Origin of the sequence: Streptomyces sp. NBC_01408, from assembly GCF_026340255.1 — a bacterium.
Classification (GTDB): Bacteria; Actinomycetota; Actinomycetes; order Streptomycetales; family Streptomycetaceae; genus Streptomyces.
In genome coordinates this window covers 75,007-92,308 of the sequence record NZ_JAPEPJ010000003.1, presented here as the reverse complement: position 1 = coordinate 92,308, position 17,302 = coordinate 75,007, and the positions used below count along the sequence as shown (strand labels likewise).

The window sequence follows — 17,302 nt, the reverse complement described above, 5'->3', positions numbered from 1 at the left end:
CGCAGTCTCCAATCCCCAAGCGGGTGCCCCTTTGAACCTTGGGAGTTAGGCACCATGACCCAGTCGTCTGTGGAGCCCAAGACCACCGCGGAAGAGGCCGGCGACGGCTCTCGTACCCCCGCCGGGCGTTCTTGGCTCGACCGGTACTTTCACATCACCCATAGAGGATCCAACGTCGGCAACGAGGTTCGTGGCGGTATCACGACCTTCATGGCCATGGCGTACATCCTCCTGCTCAACCCCCTGCTCCTCTCGGGCAAGGACGTCGACGGCACCGTAATGGCCGGCTCGGCGATCATCACCGCCACCGCCTTCGCCGCGGCCGTCACCACGCTCCTCATGGGCTTCGTCGGCAAGGTGCCGCTGGCCCTCGCCGCCGGTCTGTCCGTGTCCGGTGTGCTGGCCTCGCAGGTAGCCCCCCAGATGACCTGGCCGCAGGCCATGGGCATGTGTGTGGTCTACGGCGTCGTGATCTGTCTCCTGGTCGTCACCGGCCTCCGCGAGATGATCATGAACGCGATCCCCCTCGCGCTCAAGCACGCCATCACCATGGGCATCGGCCTGTTCGTCGCCCTGATCGGCTTCGTGAAGGCCGGGTTCGTCGGCAACGGCGGGGAGTTCATGCCCCCCGTCCAGCTCGGCGCGACCGGTGAGCTGTCCGGCTGGCCCGTCCTGCTCTTCGCCGTCACCCTGATCGCCATCTTCATGCTCCAGGCCCGCAAGGTGCCCGGCGCGATCCTGATCGGCATCGTCGGCGGCACCGTGCTCGCCGCGATCCTCAACGCCATCGTGGACATCGACCCGAAGGCCTGGAAGAACGGTGCGCCGGAGCTCGGCGGCTCCGCGGTCTCGATGCCGGACTTCTCGCTCTTCGGTGACGTCTCCTTCGGCGGCTGGGGCGATGTCGGCTACATGACGGTCGGCATGATCGTCTTCACCCTCGTGCTCGCCGGCTTCTTCGACGCCATGGCCACCATCATCGGCGTCGGCACCGAGGCCAAGCTGGCCGACGACAAGGGCCGCATGCCGGGTCTGTCCAAGGCCCTGTTCATCGACGGCGCCGGTGGCGCCATCGGTGGTGTCGCGGGTGGCTCCGGCCAGACCGTGTTCGTCGAGTCCGCGACCGGCGTCGGCGAGGGAGCCCGCACGGGCCTCGCGTCCGTCGTCACCGGTCTGTTCTTCGCCGCCTGCCTCTTCTTCACCCCGATCACCCAGATCGTCCCGGGTGAGGTCGCCTCCGCGGCCCTCGTCGTCATCGGCGCGATGATGATGCAGAACGCCCGCCACGTGGACTGGGCCGACAGCTCGACCTCGATCCCGGTCTTCCTGACCGTCGTGATCATGCCGTTCACGTACTCGATCACCGCCGGTGTCGCCGCGGGTGTCATCTCCTACGTCGCCATCAAGATCGCTCAGGGCAAGGCCCGTGAGATCGGCGGCTTCATGTGGGCGCTGACCGGAATCTTCCTGGTCTTCTTCGCGCTCCACCCGATCGAGGGCTGGCTCGGGGTCGGCTGACCCCTCCGGTGGCACTGACCACCGTAAGCAGGACCGCACCCTCCGTGTATCCGATACTGGAAACCGAACCCCTCCGAGGAGGCCCCCATGCTGGACATCGCCGAAGAACTGAACCGGTGGGTCGAGCAGGGACGTGACTTCGCCGTCGCCACGGTCGTGGCGGTCGGCGGGAGCGCACCCCGGCAGCCCGGAGCGGCCCTCGCCGTCGACAGCGACGGCACGGCCATCGGCTCGGTTTCCGGTGGATGCGTGGAGGGTGCGGTGTACGAGCTGTGCCAGCAGGCGCTGGAGGACGGCGAGACCGTCCAGGAGCGCTTCGGCTACAGCGACGACGATGCCTTCGCCGTGGGTCTGACCTGCGGCGGGATCATCGACATCCTCGTCACCCCGGTCCCCGTGGGCTCTCCCGCGCGGGAGGTGTTCGCGGCGGGCCTCGCCGCGGCGGCGCGCGGCGAGGCCGCGGCCGTGGCCCGGATCGCCGAGGGACCGGCCGAGCTCATGGGCCGCGCCGTACTCGTCCGTACCGAAGGCACCCACCAGGGCGGTTTCGGCGGACACCCCGAGCTGGACCGCACCATCGCCGAAGAGGCCCGCGCCATGCTCGACGCCGGCCGGACCGGCGTGCTGGAGATCGGCGCCGACGGCAGGCTCTGCGGAGAGCCGCTCAAGGTCCTCGTCGAGTCCAGCGTCCCGCCGCCGCGGATGATCGTCTTCGGCGCCATCGACTTCGCGTCCGCCCTCGTGCGGATCGGCAAGTTCCTCGGCTACCGGGTGACGGTGTGCGACGCCCGGCCCGTGTTCGCGACGAAGAACCGTTTCCCCGAGGCGGACGAGATCATCGTCGACTGGCCGCACCGCTACCTGGAGGCGCAGTCCTCGGCAGGCGCCGTGGACGGCCGGACCGTCCTGTGCGTGCTCACCCACGACGCCAAGTTCGACGTCCCGCTCCTCGAACTGGCCCTCAGGCTTCCCGTCGCCTACGTCGGGGCCATGGGCTCCCGGCGCACCCACGAGGACCGCAACAAGCGGCTCCGCGACGTCGGCGTGAGCGAGCTGGAACTGGCCCGCCTGCGCTCCCCGATAGGCCTGGACCTCGGCGCCCGCTCCCCGGAGGAGACCGCGCTGTCCATCGCCGCCGAGATCGTGGCCAACCGGCGCGGCGGCACCGGCGCCGCCCTCACGGGCGCGCACATCCCGATCCACCCCGACGTCGCGAACACCGTGATCAGCAGGATCGGCTCGGTCGCTTGAAGAGCGGAAACCGCTGACGGCGGTACGTGAACCTGAAGGGCGCCACCCCGTAGGGGTTGCGCCCTTTCCGTGTTCCGCCTATTTTACCGGCCGGTAACAGGAGGATCCCTCTCCATCCCTTCCTCAGACCGGAGTTGAACGGATGTCACGTACCCTCCGCACCCTCGGCGCGCTGGCCGCGGCCGCCCTGCTGACCGCCGTCGGGCCCGCCGCGGCCGCCCCCGGCGACGAAGCCCTGCGCGAGGTGCTGTTCGTGGGGAACAACTGGGAGGGGACCGCCGACGTCCTCGCCTCGACCGGCGACCTCGCCCGGATCGGCCGGATCGACGTCATCCCCGACAAGGCGGAGCGCCTGTGGGAGATCCACCTCAACCCGGTCAAGCTCGCGTACTTCCTGGGCATCCGGGAGTCCGCCGGTGAGGGCCACGACCAGTTCGTGGACGACATGTACACCACCCCGGACGGATCCGCGGTCGTCGTCTCCCGCCCCAGCTTCGCCGACGTCGTATCGATCGACATCGCCTCGGGGCGGATCAACTGGCGCTTCCCCGTGGCCGGCTACCGCTCCGACCACATGGCGGTCTCCCCGGACGGCACCCGGGTCGCGGTCTCGGCCTCCACGGCCAACACCGTGCACGTCCTGGACATCGCCGACGGCCGGCAGCTCGGCTCCTTCAAGACCGGGGACAAGCCCCACGAGAACACCTTCACCCATGACGGCAAGTACCTGTGGAACAGCTCGATCGGCGAGGTGAACACCGCCCTCGACGCGCCCTGGCTGGACTGGACGAAGGGCGACCGGAAGATCACCGTGGTCGACGCGCGGACCTTCCGTACCGTCCGGGTGATCGACATGCGGGAGCGGCTGGACGCCTTCGGCCGCCCGGACCTGTCCGACGCGGTACGGCCGGTGTCCTTCAGCCCCGACGAGTCCAAGCTCTACTTCCAGGTGTCGTTCTTCAACGGCTTCCTGGAGTACGACGTGGCCACCGACCGGATCACCCGCCTCAAGACCCTCCCCGCGAACCCGGCCACCAGCACCGACCGCACCACCTGGGTCAACGACTCCCGCCACCACGGCATGTCCATGAGCCCCGACGGGACCAAGCTGTGCGTGGCGGGCACCATGGACGACTACGCCACCGTCGTGGACCGCGCCACCCTCACGGAGGGGCCGCTGGTGCCCGCGTCCAAGCCCTACTGGGCGACCGTGAGCGGCGACGGGAAGGCCTGCGTGATCTCCGAGAGCGGAGCCGACCGCGTCACGGCCATCGACTTCGCCACGGGCACCGCCCGGGTGTCGGTCCCGGTCGGCGACCACCCGCAGCGCGTCCGGCTCGGCCACGTCCCGGCGACCTGGACGGGCAACTAGTGCTGTGGCCGGAAAGGTTCACCGGGTCGCGCCGCCCGGTACGGCGCCTCGCCGCGTTGTCGGACCGCGCCGGTACGTCCAGTACGGGTCGCGGCCCTCCGCCTTGCGATGCACCGCACCGGACGACGCGACCCGGCAACCTTTCCGGCCACAGCACTAGGTCGTATCCGCCCGGAGGCTGTGCGCGGCAGCGGTCCGGACGGGGACCGCTGCCGCGGACGTGGGGCGGGCGCCGGCTCAGAGGCTGCGGCCCGCGTAGGCGATCTTCGCGGCGGCCATGCCGAACTCCGAGGACCAGCCGGCCAGGGCCGGACCGGTGGGCAGCCGGTGCAGGTCCTCCTCGCGGTAACGGCGGCACTTCTGGTGCCAGTTGAGGATGCCGGCCAGCCAGTCCTGGAGTTCGCGCACATAGGCGTCGAGCCCGGCGCGGGCCTCCCGGTCCAGCTTCCAGTCGTCGTAGAGCACCGGCAGCTGGGTGGCCACGATGTGCTCGAACTCCTCGGTGCGCTGGGTCATCAGGGCATGGCAGATGTGCAATGCCTCGGGGTAGCCGATGTCGAAGAAGTTCTGGGTGACGAGCACGTGGTTGTGCACCTCACCCTCGACCTCGATCTCCTTCTGGTAGGAGAAGATGTCGTTCAGCAGGCAGGCGGTGTCCATCGCCGCGTTCTCCAGGGAGCGGATCACCCCCGAGGCGTAGATCTCCTCCGGGATGCCGCGGCCGGACAGGCCCAGCCGGCACAGGTACATGGTGAGTTCACTGCCGAAGGTGTGCCGGCGCATCTCCGCGTAGTCCACCGGGTCCGGGATCCGGTTGGCGATCGAGTTGTCCACCTCCCACACCCAGCTCTCCAGCATGGTGACCAGGCAGGTGCGGAACTCCTCCCGGTGCTCGGGGGCCATGGCCGTGGTGGTCCGCACCCACAGGTCGGCGAGCGCCCGCTCCATCGCGGTCAGCGGCTCCGGCTGATCGGAGTGGTCCACCGGGATCATGGTGATCAGCCGGGCGGTGGCCGCTTTGGCCGCGGGCAGGTTCCTCGGCTGTGCGAACGCCACCGGGTAGTAGTCGTCCCCGTACGTGCCCCAGGTCAGCCAGCAGGCGTTGAGGGCCAGCTGCTCCGGGGTGGCGTCCGGGTCGAGCCCGGCCGAGCAGAGTGCGAAGTCGAAGCCGCGCAGCCGCTGTTCGTCCCAGATCGCGGAGGCCGGGTCGCCGGGCTGGGCGTCCACCAGGCCCATCCGGCGGGCCCAGGCGACGGACTCCTCCAGGGCGTGCCCGTGGTGCGGGCTGAGGGACAGCGGGAACGGCAGGTAGATGTCGGGGATCACCGACGGGCCGGTCTTCTCGAACGGCACGTGGGTGAAGGAGCGGCGGCGCATCTCCATCGCGCGGGACGCGAACACCGAGCGGAGGTCCAGGGCCGCGCTGCCCAGCCCGGCCGGCAGGAACGGCAGGGTGAGCGCCTTCGTGGACCGGGCCTCCTTGTTCATGTAGCGGCTGGAGACCATGTGCCATTCGTGGCCGCCGGACTGCCAGTCCTGGAGCCCCTTGGCGTAGGCGAGGACCGCGGCGGCCTCGGACGGGTTCAGCCCGTGGTCGGCGATCAGCTGCGGGATCTCGGTGAGCGCGGTGTGCTCGAACTGCTGGAGCCGGGAGGTCAGCAGGTCGTTGGAGGCGTCGGCGGCCTCCTGGGTGGAGCAGTCGAGGAAGGTCTCCAGGACCAGGATGGCGTTGGAGAGCTCGCCCTCGTCCGCGACCTCGCGCTCGTAGGAGAAGATGTCGTTCCTGATGTGGACGGCGTCGGAGAAGGCGTCGCGCAGCACGCCCAGCGGGCGGGAGTGCGCGATCCGGGCCGGGACCTCGGCGGAGACGTACTCGATCAGGCCGGCCGACCAGGGGGCGCCGCCCACCTTCCGGCGCATCTCGATGTACTCGAGCGGGTTCGCCACGCGCCCGATGTGGATGTTGGCGAGCTCCCACATGGACTCGTTGAGCAGGTTCTTCGTGCTCTCGGAGAACCGTTCCCTCCAGTCCATGGACATGGCCGGTACGGTCCGCTCCCACAGGTCGGCGAGCCCGGCCTCCACCGGATTGGTCGGCTCCGGGAAGCCGTCGGCCAGGTCCATCGGCATGAAGGCGGCGAGCTTTTCGAGGTAGTCGCGGGCGCCTTCGCGGTCCTGGGAGCGCTTGTACATCTCCAGGAAGTGGTCGTCGAAGAAGAACACCCACACGTACCAGTCGGTGACGAGGGACAGCGCCTCGCTGTCGCAGTCCGGGTGGGTGTAGGAGCAGAGCAGCGCGTAGTCGTGCGAGTCGAGATCGCTCTCCTCCCAGACACCGGAACCCTCCAGCATCCCGAGGGCCCGCGCCCACTGCTTGGTGTGGACCCGGGCGTCCTCCAGGTGGGGGTTCAGTCGCGCCGGATAGGGCACATAGAAATCCGGCAGTTGAAACGGCTGCGTCACGGCTGGGTCGGCCTTTCGTCCATGGGTGCGGGAGCCGGTGACCCGACCCCCGCACGAGATCAGCAGTGCCCCTACCCCTGGTGCCCCTGGGGTAAGGGGGAGTTCACTGCTTCAGGTGACGGAAGGACTGTTCCGCGGCGTGACGTTTCGCCGGGGGATAAAAGGGGGGCGCCCTCCTCGCCCTTCCAGCGGGCGAGGAGGGCGCCCCTCAGCGTGGAGACCAGGGCGACTGCCCGGGTTCAGTCCGATTCGCCCTCGAGGTTGCCCTCGGTGTCCAGGTAGACCTGGCGCAGCGATTCGAGGACCTGCGGGTCCGGCTTCTCCCACATGCCGCGGGACTCGGCCTCCAGGAGGCGTTCCGCGATGCCGTGCAGGGCCCAGGGGTTCGCCTCCTCCAGGAAGGCGCGGTTGACCGGGTCCAGGACGTACGTCTCGGTGAGCTTGTCGTACATCCAGTCCGCGACCACGCCCGTCGTGGCGTCGTAGCCGAAGAGGTAGTCCACGGTCGCCGCGAGCTCGAATGCGCCCTTGTAGCCGTGGCGGCGCATGGCCTCGATCCACTTCGGGTTGACGACCCGGGCGCGGAAGACGCGCGAGGTCTCCTCGACCAGGGTGCGGGTCTTGACCGTCTCCGGGCGGGTGGAGTCGCCGATGTACGCCTCCGGGGCCGTGCCGCGCAGGGCGCGGACCGTGGCCACCATGCCGCCGTGGTACTGGAAGTAGTCGTCCGAGTCGGCGATGTCGTGCTCGCGGGTGTCCGTGTTCTTCGCCGCGACCGTGATGCGCTTGTAGGCCGTCTCCATCTCGTCCCGGGCGGGGCGTCCTTCGAGGCCGCGGCCGTACGCGTACCCGCCCCACACCGTGTAGACCTCCGCGAGGTCCGCGTCCGTACGCCAGTCCCGGCTGTCGATCAGCTGGAGGATGCCGGCCCCGTACGTACCCGGGCGCGAGCCGAAGATACGGGTCGTCGCGCGCCGCTCGTCACCGTGCTCGGCCAGGTCCGCCTGGGCGTGGGCCCGGACGAAGTTCTGGTCGGCCGGCTCCTCCAGGGAGGCCGCCAGCCGCACCGCGTCGTCCAGCAGACCGATCACGTGCGGGAACGCGTCGCGGAAGAAGCCCGAGATGCGGAGCGTCACGTCGATGCGCGGACGGCCCAGCTCCGCGAGCGGGATCGGCTCCAGGCCGGTCACGCGGCGCGAGGCCTCGTCCCAGACGGGGCGGATGCCCAGCAGCGACATGGCCTCCGCCACGTCGTCGCCGGAGGTGCGCATCGCGCTGGTGCCCCACAGGGACAGGCCGACGGAGGCGGGCCACTCGCCGTTGTCCGTGCGGTAGCGGGTGAGGAGGGACTCGGCGAGGGCCTGCCCGGTCTCCCACGCGAGGCGGGAGGGGACGGCCTTCGGGTCCACCGAGTAGAAGTTCCGGCCGGTCGGGAGGACGTTGACGAGGCCGCGCAGCGGGGAGCCGGAGGGGCCCGCCGGGATGAAACGGCCGTCCAGGGCGGCGACGACGTGAGCGATCTCGTCCACCGTGCCGGCCAGCCGCGGGACTACCTCGCGGGCCGCGAAGGACAGGACGTCCGCGACCGGGGCCGGGTGGCCCGCCGCGACCGAAGCCACCGCGTCCAGGGACCAGTTCGCGTCCTCCATCGCCTGGACCAGCGCCCGGGCCGCCTCCTCGACGGCGTCCGCCGAGGTGCGGGTGGCCGCGGACTCGTCCAGGCCCAGCGCCTCGCGCAGGCCCGGCAGGGCCGTCGTACCGCCCCAGATCTGCCGGGCGCGCAGGATGGCGAGCACCAGGTTGACGCGGGCCGGGCCGGTCGGGGCGCCGCCCAGGACGTGCAGGCCGTCGCGGATCTGGGCGTCCTTGACCTCGCACAGCCAGCCGTCGACGTGCAGCAGGAAGTCGTCGAAGCCCTCGTCGTCCGGACGCTCCTCCAGCCCCAGGTCGTGGTCCAGCTTCGCGGCCTGGATCAGGGTCCAGATCTGCGCGCGGATGGCGGGCAGCTTCGCCGGGTCCATGGCGGAGATCTGGGCGTACTCGTCCAGGTGCTGCTCCAGGCGGGCGATGTCGCCGTACGACTCGGCCCGGGCCATGGGGGGCACGAGGTGGTCGACCAGGGTGGCGTGCACGCGGCGCTTGGCCTGGGTGCCCTCGCCCGGGTCGTTGACCAGGAACGGGTAGATGAGCGGCAGGTCACCGAGGGCGGCGTCGGGCGCGCAGGAGGCGGAGAGGCCGGCGTTCTTGCCCGGGAGCCATTCGAGGTTGCCGTGCTTGCCCAGGTGGATCATCGCGTCGGCGCCGAAGCCGCCGTCCTCCGCGCGCGCCTGGATCCAGCGGTACGCGGCCAGGTAGTGGTGCGAGGGCGGCAGGTCCGGGTCGTGATAGATCGCGATCGGGTTCTCGCCGAAGCCGCGCGGCGGCTGGATCAGGATCAGCAGGTTCCCGCGGCGCAGCGCCGCCAGGACGATGTCGCCCTCCGGGTTGGCCGAGTGGTCCACGAACATGTTGCCCGGGGCCTCGCCCCAGTGCTGCTCGACGCTCTCGCGCAGATCGGCCGGGAGCTGGGCGAACCACCGCTTGTAGTCGGCGGCCGGGATACGGACGGGGTTGCGGGCCAGCTGCTCCTCGGTCAGCCACTCCTGGTCGTGGCCGCCGGCCTCGATCAGGGCGCGGATCAGCTCGTCGCCGTCACCGGACACCAGGCCGGGGATGTCCTCGACGGGGCCGAAGTCGTAGCCGCCGGCGATCAGCGTGCGCAGCAGCTCCACGGCGCTGGCCGGGGTGTCGAGCCCGACGGCGTTGCCGATGCGGGAGTGCTTGGTCGGGTACGCGGAGAGTACGAGCGCGACCTTCTTGTCGCGGCGCTCGATGTGCCGCAGCCGGGCGTGGCGTACGGCGATCCCCGCGACCCGGGCGGCCCGCTCGGGGTCGGCCACGTACGCGGGCAGGCCGTCCTCGTCGAGCTCCTTGAAGGAGAACGGGACGGTGATCAGGCGGCCGTCGAACTCGGGCACGGCCACCTGAGTGGCGGCGTCGAGGGGGGACAGCCCCTCGTCGTTCTCCTCCCAGTTGCTGCGCGAGCCCGTCAGGCACAGCGCCTGGAGGATCGGCACGCCCAGGGAGGCGAGCGCGCCCGCGTCCCAGGACTCGTCGTCCCCGCCCGCCGAAGCGGTGGCGGGCTTGGTTCCGCCGGCCGCGAGCACGGTGGTGACGACCGCGTCGACGCCCTCCAGCTCGGTCAGCAGCTCCGGCTCGGGGGTGCGCAGGGAGGAGACGTAGAGGGGCAGCGCCTGCGCGTCCTGCGCCTCGATGGCCTCGCACAGGGTGTGCACGAAGGCGGTGTTGCCGCTCATCTGGTGGGCGCGGTAGTAGAGCACGGCGACCCGGGGGCCGGTGGTGTGCCGCGGGGTGCGCTCCAGGGGGCCCCAGGCGGGGGAGGCGGCGGGGGGCTCGAAGCCGTGGCCGGTGAGCAGGACCGTGTCCGAGAGGAAGCGGGCCAGCTGGTCCAGGTTGGCGGGGCCGCCGTGCGCGAGGTAGCCGTGGGCCTCGGCCGCGATGCCGATCGGGACCGTGGAGGCCTCCATCAGCTGGGCGTCCGGAGCCTGTTCGCCGGTCAGGACCACGACCGGGCGGGTCTGCCCGGGGGCGAGGAGCAGGTCGAGGCCGTCCTGCCAGGCGCGCAGGCCGCCGAGGAGGCGTACGACGACCAGGTCGACTCCGTCGAGGAGGCCGGGGAGGTCGTCCAGGGGAAGGCGGGAGGGGTTCGCGAACCGGTACGGCACGGGGCCGTCCGCCGTGTTCGCGGCGCGGGCGCTGAGCAGATCGGTGTCGGACGTCGACAGCAGCAGGATCATGCGGCGGCAGGCCTTCCTCGGGGTTTCCGCGCCCCGGGCAGTGAGGACAGCGGGAGTTCCTGACTCACCTGGCGGATCGCTCCGCGAGGTTCACAGTGGCGGGACCGCGCCGGAATCGCACCGGGCTTCCTCCCATGTCGCCGTCCTCGGCGATGACGGGCCGAATGGTCCGTCGGGAGGTCATCTTAGGTGGCGGGGCGCTGCGCTGGCTTGGGCGGGTCGTGGTCTTCGGTGCGGCGCCGTTGCCGGGGCCCCGCGGTTGCGCTGCGCTGGCTTGGGCTGGGCTGGATGGCGCGGCGCCGTTGCCGGGGCTCTGCCCCGGGCCCCGCGCCTCAAACGCGGGCGGGGCTGGGATGGGCCGGCTGGTGGCTCGGCTTGGGCAGGGGGCGGCGGGGCCGGGATGGTCCGGCCTGGCTGGGGATGGTTCGGCGGGGCCCGGGATGGTTCGGCTGGGCCGGGATGGGCTGGTCGGTGCCTCGGACCGGCCGGTGGGGTGGGAATCGTGGGTATGCTCGCGGCCATGTCCAAGCCGCCCTCCGCCGCATCGCGGGACGAACCCGTCATACGGGACCGCGGTGACGCCTGTCCGGGCGCGCTGCGCCTGCACGCGGCGGACGACGGGTTCCTCGCGCGGGTCCGGATCCCCGGCGGGCTGCTCACCGCCCGGCAGGCCGCCGCCCTCGGGCTCGCCGCCGACCGGTTCGGCGACGGGCACCTGGAGCTCACCTCGCGCGGCAATGTGCAGTTGCGCGGCCTCCGCGAGGAGTGCGGCGCCGGGCTGGCCGAGCTGCTGGACTCCGTCGGGCTGCTGCCCGCGCCCTCGCACGAGCGGATCCGGAACATCGTCGCCAGCCCGCTGGCGGACCCCGCGCCGGTGCGCGCCCTGGACCGGGTGCTGTGCGCCGACCCGAAGGCCGCGGCGCTCTCCGGCCGGTTCCTCTTCGCCGTGGACGACGGACGCGGGGACGTGGCCGCCCTCGGCCCCGACGTGACCCTCCTCGCGCAGCCCGGCGGACGGGTGCTGATCCGGCTCGGCGTGTCGCCGGACGCCGCCGAGGTGGCCGCCGCCGACGCCGCGCGGGCGGCGCTGGAGGCCGCCCATCACTTCCTCGACGCCGCGGCCGAAGCCGGCACCCGGGCCTGGCGGATCGCCGAACTGCCCGCCGAACACGCCCTGGATGCAAGGGAGTTCACTCTGCGGCTGGTCGGCCGGGGCATGCGCGCGCGGTACGTTCCCGACGCGCCCCGCCCGTACGCGGACCCGCCCGCGCCCGGCGTGCACGGGGACGCGCTCTGCGTGCTGGTCCCGCTCGGCCGGCTCAGCACCGACCAGTGGCGGGAGCTGCCCGGCGAGCTGCGCATCACGCCCTGGCGCTCCCTCCTCGTCACCGCCGACGCCCGCCCCGCCGGGCTCGTCACCGCGCCCGGCAGCCCCTGGGAGTCCGTCACCGCCTGCACCGGCCGGCCCGGCTGCGCCAAGTCCCTCGCCGACGTGCGCGCCGACGCGCGGGCCGTCGCCGAGCGGGCGCGGGGGCCCCTGCCCGTCCACTGGTCCGGCTGCGAACGCCGCTGCGGGCACCCCCGCGGTACGGCCTGGGTGGACCTGGTGGCCACGCCCGACGGGTACCGGCTCGGCGCGGACCCGGTGGCACCCCACGAACTCGCCGCGGCCCTCGCCGCCGCGCGCAACCAACCCCCAGTCCCCGAAGCCGCAGTGTCCGAAGCCGCAGTGAAGAAATGAGCGAGTACACCGTGTTCGAGTACGAGAAGGACGGCGCCGCGATCTACCGCCAGTCCTTTGCCACGATCCGCGCCGAGGCGGACCTCTCGAGGCTGCCCGCCTCGGTCGCCCAGGTCGCGGTGCGCATGATTCACGCCTGTGGCATGACCGACCTCCCGCAGGACCTGGGATACACCCCGGAGGTGGTGCTGCGGGCCCGCGCGGCCCTGGAGGCCGGCGCGCCGGTCCTGTGCGACGTGCAGATGGTCGCGAGCGGGGTCACCCGCAAGCGGCTGCCCGCGGACAACGACGTGATCTGCACCCTCTCCGACCCGGCCGTGCCGGAACTCGCCGCGAAGATGGGCACCACCCGCAGCGCCGCCGCGCTCGAAGTCTGGCGTGACCGGGGCCTGTTGGAGGGCTCCGTGATCGCCGTCGGCAACGCCCCGACCGCGCTCTTCCGGCTGCTGGAGATGATCGAGGAGGGCGCCCCGCGCCCGGCCGCCGTCATCGGCGTGCCCGTCGGCTTCATCGGCGCCGCCGAGTCCAAGGACGCCCTCGCCGCGCACCCCTCGGGCCTCGACCACCTGATCGTGCGGGGCCGGCGCGGCGGCAGCGCCATCGCGGCCGCCGCCGTCAACGCCATCGCGAGCGTGGCCGAATGAGGGCCGGGGGACGGCTCTACGGGGTCGGGCTCGGGCCCGGCGATCCGAACCTGATGACCCTGCGCGCCGTGGAGGTGATCGGCGAGGCCGACGTCGTCGCCTACCACAGCGCCCGGCACGGGCGGTCCATCGCCCGTTCGATCGCCGCGAAGCACCTGCGCGCGGACCACATCGAGGAACCGCTGGTCTACCCGGTCACCACCGAGACCACCGACCACCCCGGCGGCTACCAGGGCGCGATGGAGGAGTTCTACGAGTCCGCCGCGGCCCGCCTCGCCGCGCACCTGGACGCCGGCCGGACCGTGGCCGTCCTCGCGGAGGGCGACCCGCTCTTCTACAGCTCGTACATGCACATGCACAAGCGGCTCGCGGACCGCTACGAGACCGAGGTCATCCCCGGTGTCACCTCCGTCAGCGCCGCCGCCGCCCGGCTCGGCACCCCGCTCGTGGAGGGCGAGGAGGTCCTGACCATCCTCCCCGGCACCCTGCCCGAGGAGGAGCTCGCCGCCCGCCTCGCCGCCACCGACTCGGCGGTCGTGATGAAGCTCGGCCGGACCTTCCCCGCCGTGCGCGGTGCGATGGCCAGCAGCGGCCGGCTCGCCGAGGCCCGCTACGTCGAACGCGCCACCATGGCGGGCGAGCGGACCGGACTGCTCGGCGACACCGACCCGCAGAGCGTGCCGTACTTCGCCGTCGCGGTCGTCCCCAGCCGCATCGGCAACCCGGGCCAGGTGCCGTCCGGCCCCGGCGAGGTCGTCGTCGTCGGCACCGGTCCGGCGGGGCCGCTGTGGCTCACCCCGCAGACCCGGCGGGCGCTCGCCGACGCCGAGGTGCTGGTCGGCTACACGACGTACCTGGACCGGGTCCCCGTGAAGCCGGGCCAGATCCGGCACGGCTCCGACAACAAGGTCGAGTCGGAGCGGGCCGAGTTCGCCCTCGACCTCGCCCGGCGCGGCAAGCGGGTGGCCGTGGTCTCCGGCGGCGACCCCGGGGTCTTCGCCATGGCCACGGCGGTCCTGGAGGTGGCCGGGCAGGCGGAGTACAAGGACGTGCCCGTACGGGTCCTGCCGGGGGTGACCGCCGCCAACGCGGCGGCCGCCGCAGCGGGAGCCCCCCTCGGCCACGACTACGCCACCATCTCGCTGTCCGACCGGCTCAAGCCGTGGGAGGTCATCGCGGAGCGGCTGCGCGCGGCCGCCGCCGCCGACCTGGTGCTCGCCCTGTACAACCCCGGCTCGCGCAGCCGTACCTGGCAGGTGGCCCAGGCCCGTGAGCTGCTGCTGGAGCTGCGCTCGCCCGAGACCCCGGTGGTCGTCGCCCGCGACGTGGGCGGCCCGGAGCAGTCGGTGCGGATCGTCACCCTCGCCGGGCTGGAGCCGTCCGAGGTGGACATGCGCACGATCCTGCTGATCGGCTCCTCGCAGACCCAGGTCACCGAGCGGGCCGACGGGTCCAGGCTCACCTGGACGCCGCGCCGCTACGCCTGACCCGCGCGGCCGGGCGTGACCCGGGGCCCGGGAGCGGTGAACCGCTCCCGGGCCCCGGCCCGTTCACGGCCCGGGCCCGTTGCGCAGCTCCGGGTCGGCGACCGGCCCTACGCGGGTCCGGCGTCGAGCCAGCGCAGCGCTTCGAGGACCGAGGCCGCCTGCGGCTGGCCCTGCGGGACCGCGGGGCGGCGTACGACCAGGACCGGGATGCCGGCCTCGCGGGCGGCCGCGAGTTTGGGGGCGGTGGCCGAGCCGCCGCTGTCCTTGGTGACGAGCACGTCGATACGGTGACGGGCGAGCAGCTCCCGCTCGTCGGCGAGGGCGAACGGGCCCCGGGCCAGCAGCACTTCCAGGCGCGGCGGTACGGGACCCTCCGGCGGATCCACCGAACGCACCAGGAACCAGGTGTCGTTGAGGTGCGCGAAAGTGTGCAGCCCCATCCGCCCGGTGGTCAGGAAGGCCCGGCCGCCGAGCGAGGGCAGGATCTCGGCCGCCCCTTCGAGGGAGTCGGCGAAGGTCCAGTCGTCGCCCGCGCCGGGAACCCAGCCGGGGCGGCGCAGCGCCAGCAGCGGGACGCCCGTGCGAGCGGCCGCCTCGGCGGCGTGGAAACTCATCCGCTCCGCGAAGGGGTGGGTGGCATCGACCAGTTGCGTGACCCGGTGGTCCCGGATCCAGGCGGCGAGGCCCGCAGGCCCGCCGAAGCCGCCGATGCGGGTCTCGCCGGGCGGCAGCACCGGTGCGGCGACCCGCCCCGCCAGGGAGGTGGTCACGCGGAGCGCCTCCGGCGCGGGAGCGCCCGGAGCCTCCGGGCCGGGCAGCCCGGCAGATCGCCCCGCTCCCGCCCCCGCCCCGGCCAGGGCTTCGGCGAGGCGGCGGGCCTCGGTCGTACCGCCCAGGATCAGGACGTGCCGCCGGGGATCCGGCTCAGCAGGCATGCCGGTCGCGCTCGGGGGAGTACAGGTGGCTGTCGCGGAACTGCTCGGCCCCCAGGGTGCGGCCGACCAGGATGACGGCCGTGCGGACCAGGCCCGCGGTCTTCACCTGGGCGGCGATGTCGGCCAGGGTGCCGCGCAGGACCAGCTCGTCGGGGCGGCTGGCCATCGCCACCACCGCCACCGGGCACTCGGCCCCGTAGTGCGGCAGCAGCTCGTCGACGACGCGGTCCACGTACCGGGTGGCCAGGTGCAGTACCAGCAGCGCGCCGCTGCGGCCCAGCGTGGCCAGGTCCTCGCCGGGCGGCATCGGGGTGGCCTGCTGGGCGATCCGGGTCAGGATCACGGTCTGGCCGACCGTCGGCACCGTCAGCTCCCGCTTCAGCGCGGCGGCGGCCGCGGCGAAGGCCGGTACCCCGGGGACGACCTCGTAGGGGATCCCCTCCGCGTCGAGCCGGCGCATCTGCTCGGCGACCGCGCTGAAGATCGACGGGTCGCCGGAGTGCAGCCGGGCGACGTCCTGGCCCGCCGCGTGGGCCCGTACGCACTCGGCGACGATCTCGTCCAGGTTCAGCTGCGAGGTGTCGACCAGACGCGCGTCCGGCGGGCACTCGGCGAGCAGTTCGCGCGGGACGAGGCTGCCCGCGTACAGGCAGGCGGGAGCGGCGGCCAGGGTCCGGGCACCGCGCACCGTGATCAGGTCGGCGGCGCCGGGGCCCGCACCGATGAAGTACACGGTCATCTCTGATCCATCTCCTTTGTCACTGACCACTGCGTGACCGGCATCGCCTGCCGCCAGCCCGTGAAACCGCCGACCGGCACGGCCTGCGCGACGGACAGTTTCACCAGTTCGCCGCCGTGGCGCCGGTAGCGCTCGGTGAGGACCGCCTCCGACTCCAGGGTGACGGTGTTGACCACCAGCCGGCCGCCGGGGGCCAGCGCGGCCCAGGCCGCGTCCAGCAGGCCCGGCGCGGTCAGCCCGCCGCCGATGAACACCGCGTCGGGGGCGGGCAGTCCGGCGAGCGCGTCCGGCGCGGCGCCGGTCACCACGCGCAGGCCGGGCACGCCGAGGGCGGCCGCGTTACGGGTGATCCGCGCGGCCCGTTCCGGTACGCGCTCCACGGCCACCGCCCGGCAGGAGGGGTGCGTGCGCATCCACTCGATGCCGATCGAACCGGAACCGCCGCCGATGTCCCACAGCAGCTCACCGGGGGCGGGGGCCAGCGCGCACAGGGTCGCGGCCCGGACGCGGCGCTTGGTGAGCTGCCCGTCGTGCTCGTAGGCGGCGTCCGGCAGCCCCGGGGTCGCGCCGAGGCGCGGGGTGCGCGCCCGCGGGTCCCGGCGGCAGTCCACGGCCACCACGTTCAGGGGGTCGCCGGGCGCATGGTCCCAGCCGTCCGCCCGGCCTCCGTACGTGTCCTCGCGCTCGGAGCCCAGCTGCTCCAGCACCCGCATCCGGCTCGGGCCGAAGCCCCGCTCTCGCAGCAGAGCAGCGATCTCGTTCGGGGACGCCGCTCCGGCGCTGAGGACCAGCACCCGCCGCCCCTCGTACAGCGCGGCCGCCAGCCGGGCCACCGGACGGCCGACCACGGTGACCACCTCGGTGTCCTCCACCGGCCAGCCCAGGCGGGCGCAGGCGTACGACACCGAGGAGGGGTGCGGGTGGACCCGCAGGGCTTCGGGGCCCAGCTCCTCGGCGAGGGCGCGGCCGATCCCGTAGAACATGGGGTCGCCGCTGGCCAGCACGGCGATCCGGCGGCCGGCGTGCTCGGCGGCCAGCTTGGGCACGGCGGGCCGCAGCGGGCTCGGCCAGGCCACCCGCTCGCCCCCGCATTCGGCGGGCGGCAGCAGGTCGAGCTGGCGCGGCCCGCCGATCAGCACCTCGGCGGAGGCCAGCGCGGACCGCGCGGCGGCGGTGAGCCCGGCCCAGCCGTCGGCGCCGAGGCCGACGACCGTCACGGGTACGGGGGGCGGTGCGGAGCTCACTGCGCGGTACCTCGGGAAACGGAAGCGGAAGCGGAAGGGGAACGAAAGCGG

The 17,302-nt window shown here is 72.9% G+C and carries 11 protein-coding genes and 1 riboswitch; of the genes, 6 read left to right on the top strand and 5 right to left on the bottom strand.

The features are described 5' to 3' along the window. Window positions 1-54 precede the first annotated feature (54 nt). The 3 genes from OG447_RS28230 to OG447_RS28220 all read left to right on the top strand — a co-directional run bounded on the left by OG447_RS28230 (window position 55) and on the right by OG447_RS28220 (window position 4,141). The gene (locus tag OG447_RS28230) at window positions 55-1,518 is read left to right on the top strand and encodes an NCS2 family permease (protein WP_266940256.1); all 1,464 of its coding nucleotides are present in this window, start codon (window positions 55-57) and stop codon (window positions 1,516-1,518) included. Between the two features lie 87 nt (window positions 1,519-1,605). Continuing rightward, on the top strand, window positions 1,606-2,769 hold the full coding sequence (locus OG447_RS28225; protein ID WP_266940255.1) for an XdhC family protein: 1,164 nt from the start codon (window positions 1,606-1,608) through the stop codon (window positions 2,767-2,769). Window positions 2,770-2,911: 142 nt separating this feature from the next. Further along, the gene (locus OG447_RS28220) at window positions 2,912-4,141 is read left to right on the top strand and encodes a YncE family protein (protein WP_266940254.1); all 1,230 of its coding nucleotides are present in this window, start codon (window positions 2,912-2,914) and stop codon (window positions 4,139-4,141) included. Window positions 4,142-4,378: 237 nt separating this feature from the next. On the opposite strand, the gene OG447_RS28215 is transcribed toward OG447_RS28220, so the two are convergent. Together OG447_RS28215 and cobN are read right to left on the bottom strand one after the other, a co-directional pair. Continuing rightward, window positions 4,379-6,604 (bottom strand): germacradienol/geosmin synthase, encoded by a 2,226-nt coding sequence (locus OG447_RS28215; RefSeq protein ID WP_266940253.1) that lies wholly within the window; start codon window positions 6,602-6,604, stop codon window positions 4,379-4,381. Between the two features lie 239 nt (window positions 6,605-6,843). Beyond that, complete coding sequence (gene cobN, locus OG447_RS28210) at window positions 6,844-10,461, bottom strand: cobaltochelatase subunit CobN (RefSeq protein WP_266940252.1); 3,618 nt, start codon at window positions 10,459-10,461, stop codon at window positions 6,844-6,846. Between the two features lie 32 nt (window positions 10,462-10,493). Continuing rightward, a riboswitch (cobalamin riboswitch) is annotated at window positions 10,494-10,631 on the bottom strand. 350 nt (window positions 10,632-10,981) lie between these two features. Here cobN and OG447_RS28205 point away from each other — a divergent pair. Genes OG447_RS28205 through OG447_RS28195 form a run of 3 tightly spaced genes read left to right on the top strand, consistent with a single transcriptional unit; the run spans window position 10,982 to window position 14,333 of the window. Continuing rightward, the gene (locus OG447_RS28205) at window positions 10,982-12,202 is read left to right on the top strand and encodes a cobalamin biosynthesis protein CobG (protein ID WP_266940251.1); all 1,221 of its coding nucleotides are present in this window, start codon (window positions 10,982-10,984) and stop codon (window positions 12,200-12,202) included. Further along, window positions 12,199-12,846, top strand: coding sequence for a precorrin-8X methylmutase (locus OG447_RS28200; protein ID WP_266940250.1), 648 nt, complete (start codon window positions 12,199-12,201; stop codon window positions 12,844-12,846). Before OG447_RS28205 ends, OG447_RS28200 begins: the two co-directional genes overlap by 4 nt. Next, window positions 12,843-14,333, top strand: coding sequence for a precorrin-2 C(20)-methyltransferase (locus tag OG447_RS28195; RefSeq protein WP_266940249.1), 1,491 nt, complete (start codon window positions 12,843-12,845; stop codon window positions 14,331-14,333). The genes OG447_RS28200 and OG447_RS28195 overlap by 4 nt, the downstream gene beginning before the upstream one ends. A gap of 107 nt (window positions 14,334-14,440) precedes the next feature. Here the strand turns inward: OG447_RS28195 and OG447_RS28190 are convergent, their stop codons facing one another. Genes OG447_RS28190 through cbiE form a run of 3 tightly spaced genes read right to left on the bottom strand, consistent with a single transcriptional unit; the run spans window position 14,441 to window position 17,251 of the window. Continuing rightward, window positions 14,441-15,268: a cobalt-precorrin-6A reductase gene (locus OG447_RS28190; protein ID WP_266940248.1), complete on the bottom strand. Its 828-nt coding sequence runs from the start codon at window positions 15,266-15,268 to the stop codon at window positions 14,441-14,443. Continuing rightward, the gene (gene cobM / locus OG447_RS28185; RefSeq protein WP_266940247.1) at window positions 15,258-16,007 is read right to left on the bottom strand and encodes a precorrin-4 C(11)-methyltransferase; all 750 of its coding nucleotides are present in this window, start codon (window positions 16,005-16,007) and stop codon (window positions 15,258-15,260) included. The genes OG447_RS28190 and cobM overlap by 11 nt, the downstream gene beginning before the upstream one ends. Further along, a complete protein-coding gene (gene cbiE / locus OG447_RS28180) occupies window positions 16,004-17,251 on the bottom strand; it encodes a precorrin-6y C5,15-methyltransferase (decarboxylating) subunit CbiE (protein WP_266940246.1) in 1,248 nt (415 codons plus the stop codon). The genes cobM and cbiE overlap by 4 nt, the downstream gene beginning before the upstream one ends. Window positions 17,252-17,302 lie beyond the last annotated feature (51 nt).

Coding starts and splice junctions, on each gene's coding strand:
- OG447_RS28230 (WP_266940256.1), top strand. CDS start 55: ATGACCCAGTCGTCTGTGGAGCCCAAGACCACCGCGGAAGAGGCCGGC.
- OG447_RS28225 (WP_266940255.1), top strand. CDS start 1,606: ATGCTGGACATCGCCGAAGAACTGAACCGGTGGGTCGAGCAGGGACGT.
- OG447_RS28220 (WP_266940254.1), top strand. CDS start 2,912: ATGTCACGTACCCTCCGCACCCTCGGCGCGCTGGCCGCGGCCGCCCTG.
- cobN (WP_266940252.1), bottom strand. CDS start 10,461: ATGATCCTGCTGCTGTCGACGTCCGACACCGATCTGCTCAGCGCCCGC.
- OG447_RS28205 (WP_266940251.1), top strand. CDS start 10,982: ATGTCCAAGCCGCCCTCCGCCGCATCGCGGGACGAACCCGTCATACGG.
- OG447_RS28200 (WP_266940250.1), top strand. CDS start 12,199: ATGAGCGAGTACACCGTGTTCGAGTACGAGAAGGACGGCGCCGCGATC.
- OG447_RS28195 (WP_266940249.1), top strand. CDS start 12,843: ATGAGGGCCGGGGGACGGCTCTACGGGGTCGGGCTCGGGCCCGGCGAT.
- OG447_RS28190 (WP_266940248.1), bottom strand. CDS start 15,268: ATGCCTGCTGAGCCGGATCCCCGGCGGCACGTCCTGATCCTGGGCGGT.
- cobM (WP_266940247.1), bottom strand. CDS start 16,007: ATGACCGTGTACTTCATCGGTGCGGGCCCCGGCGCCGCCGACCTGATC.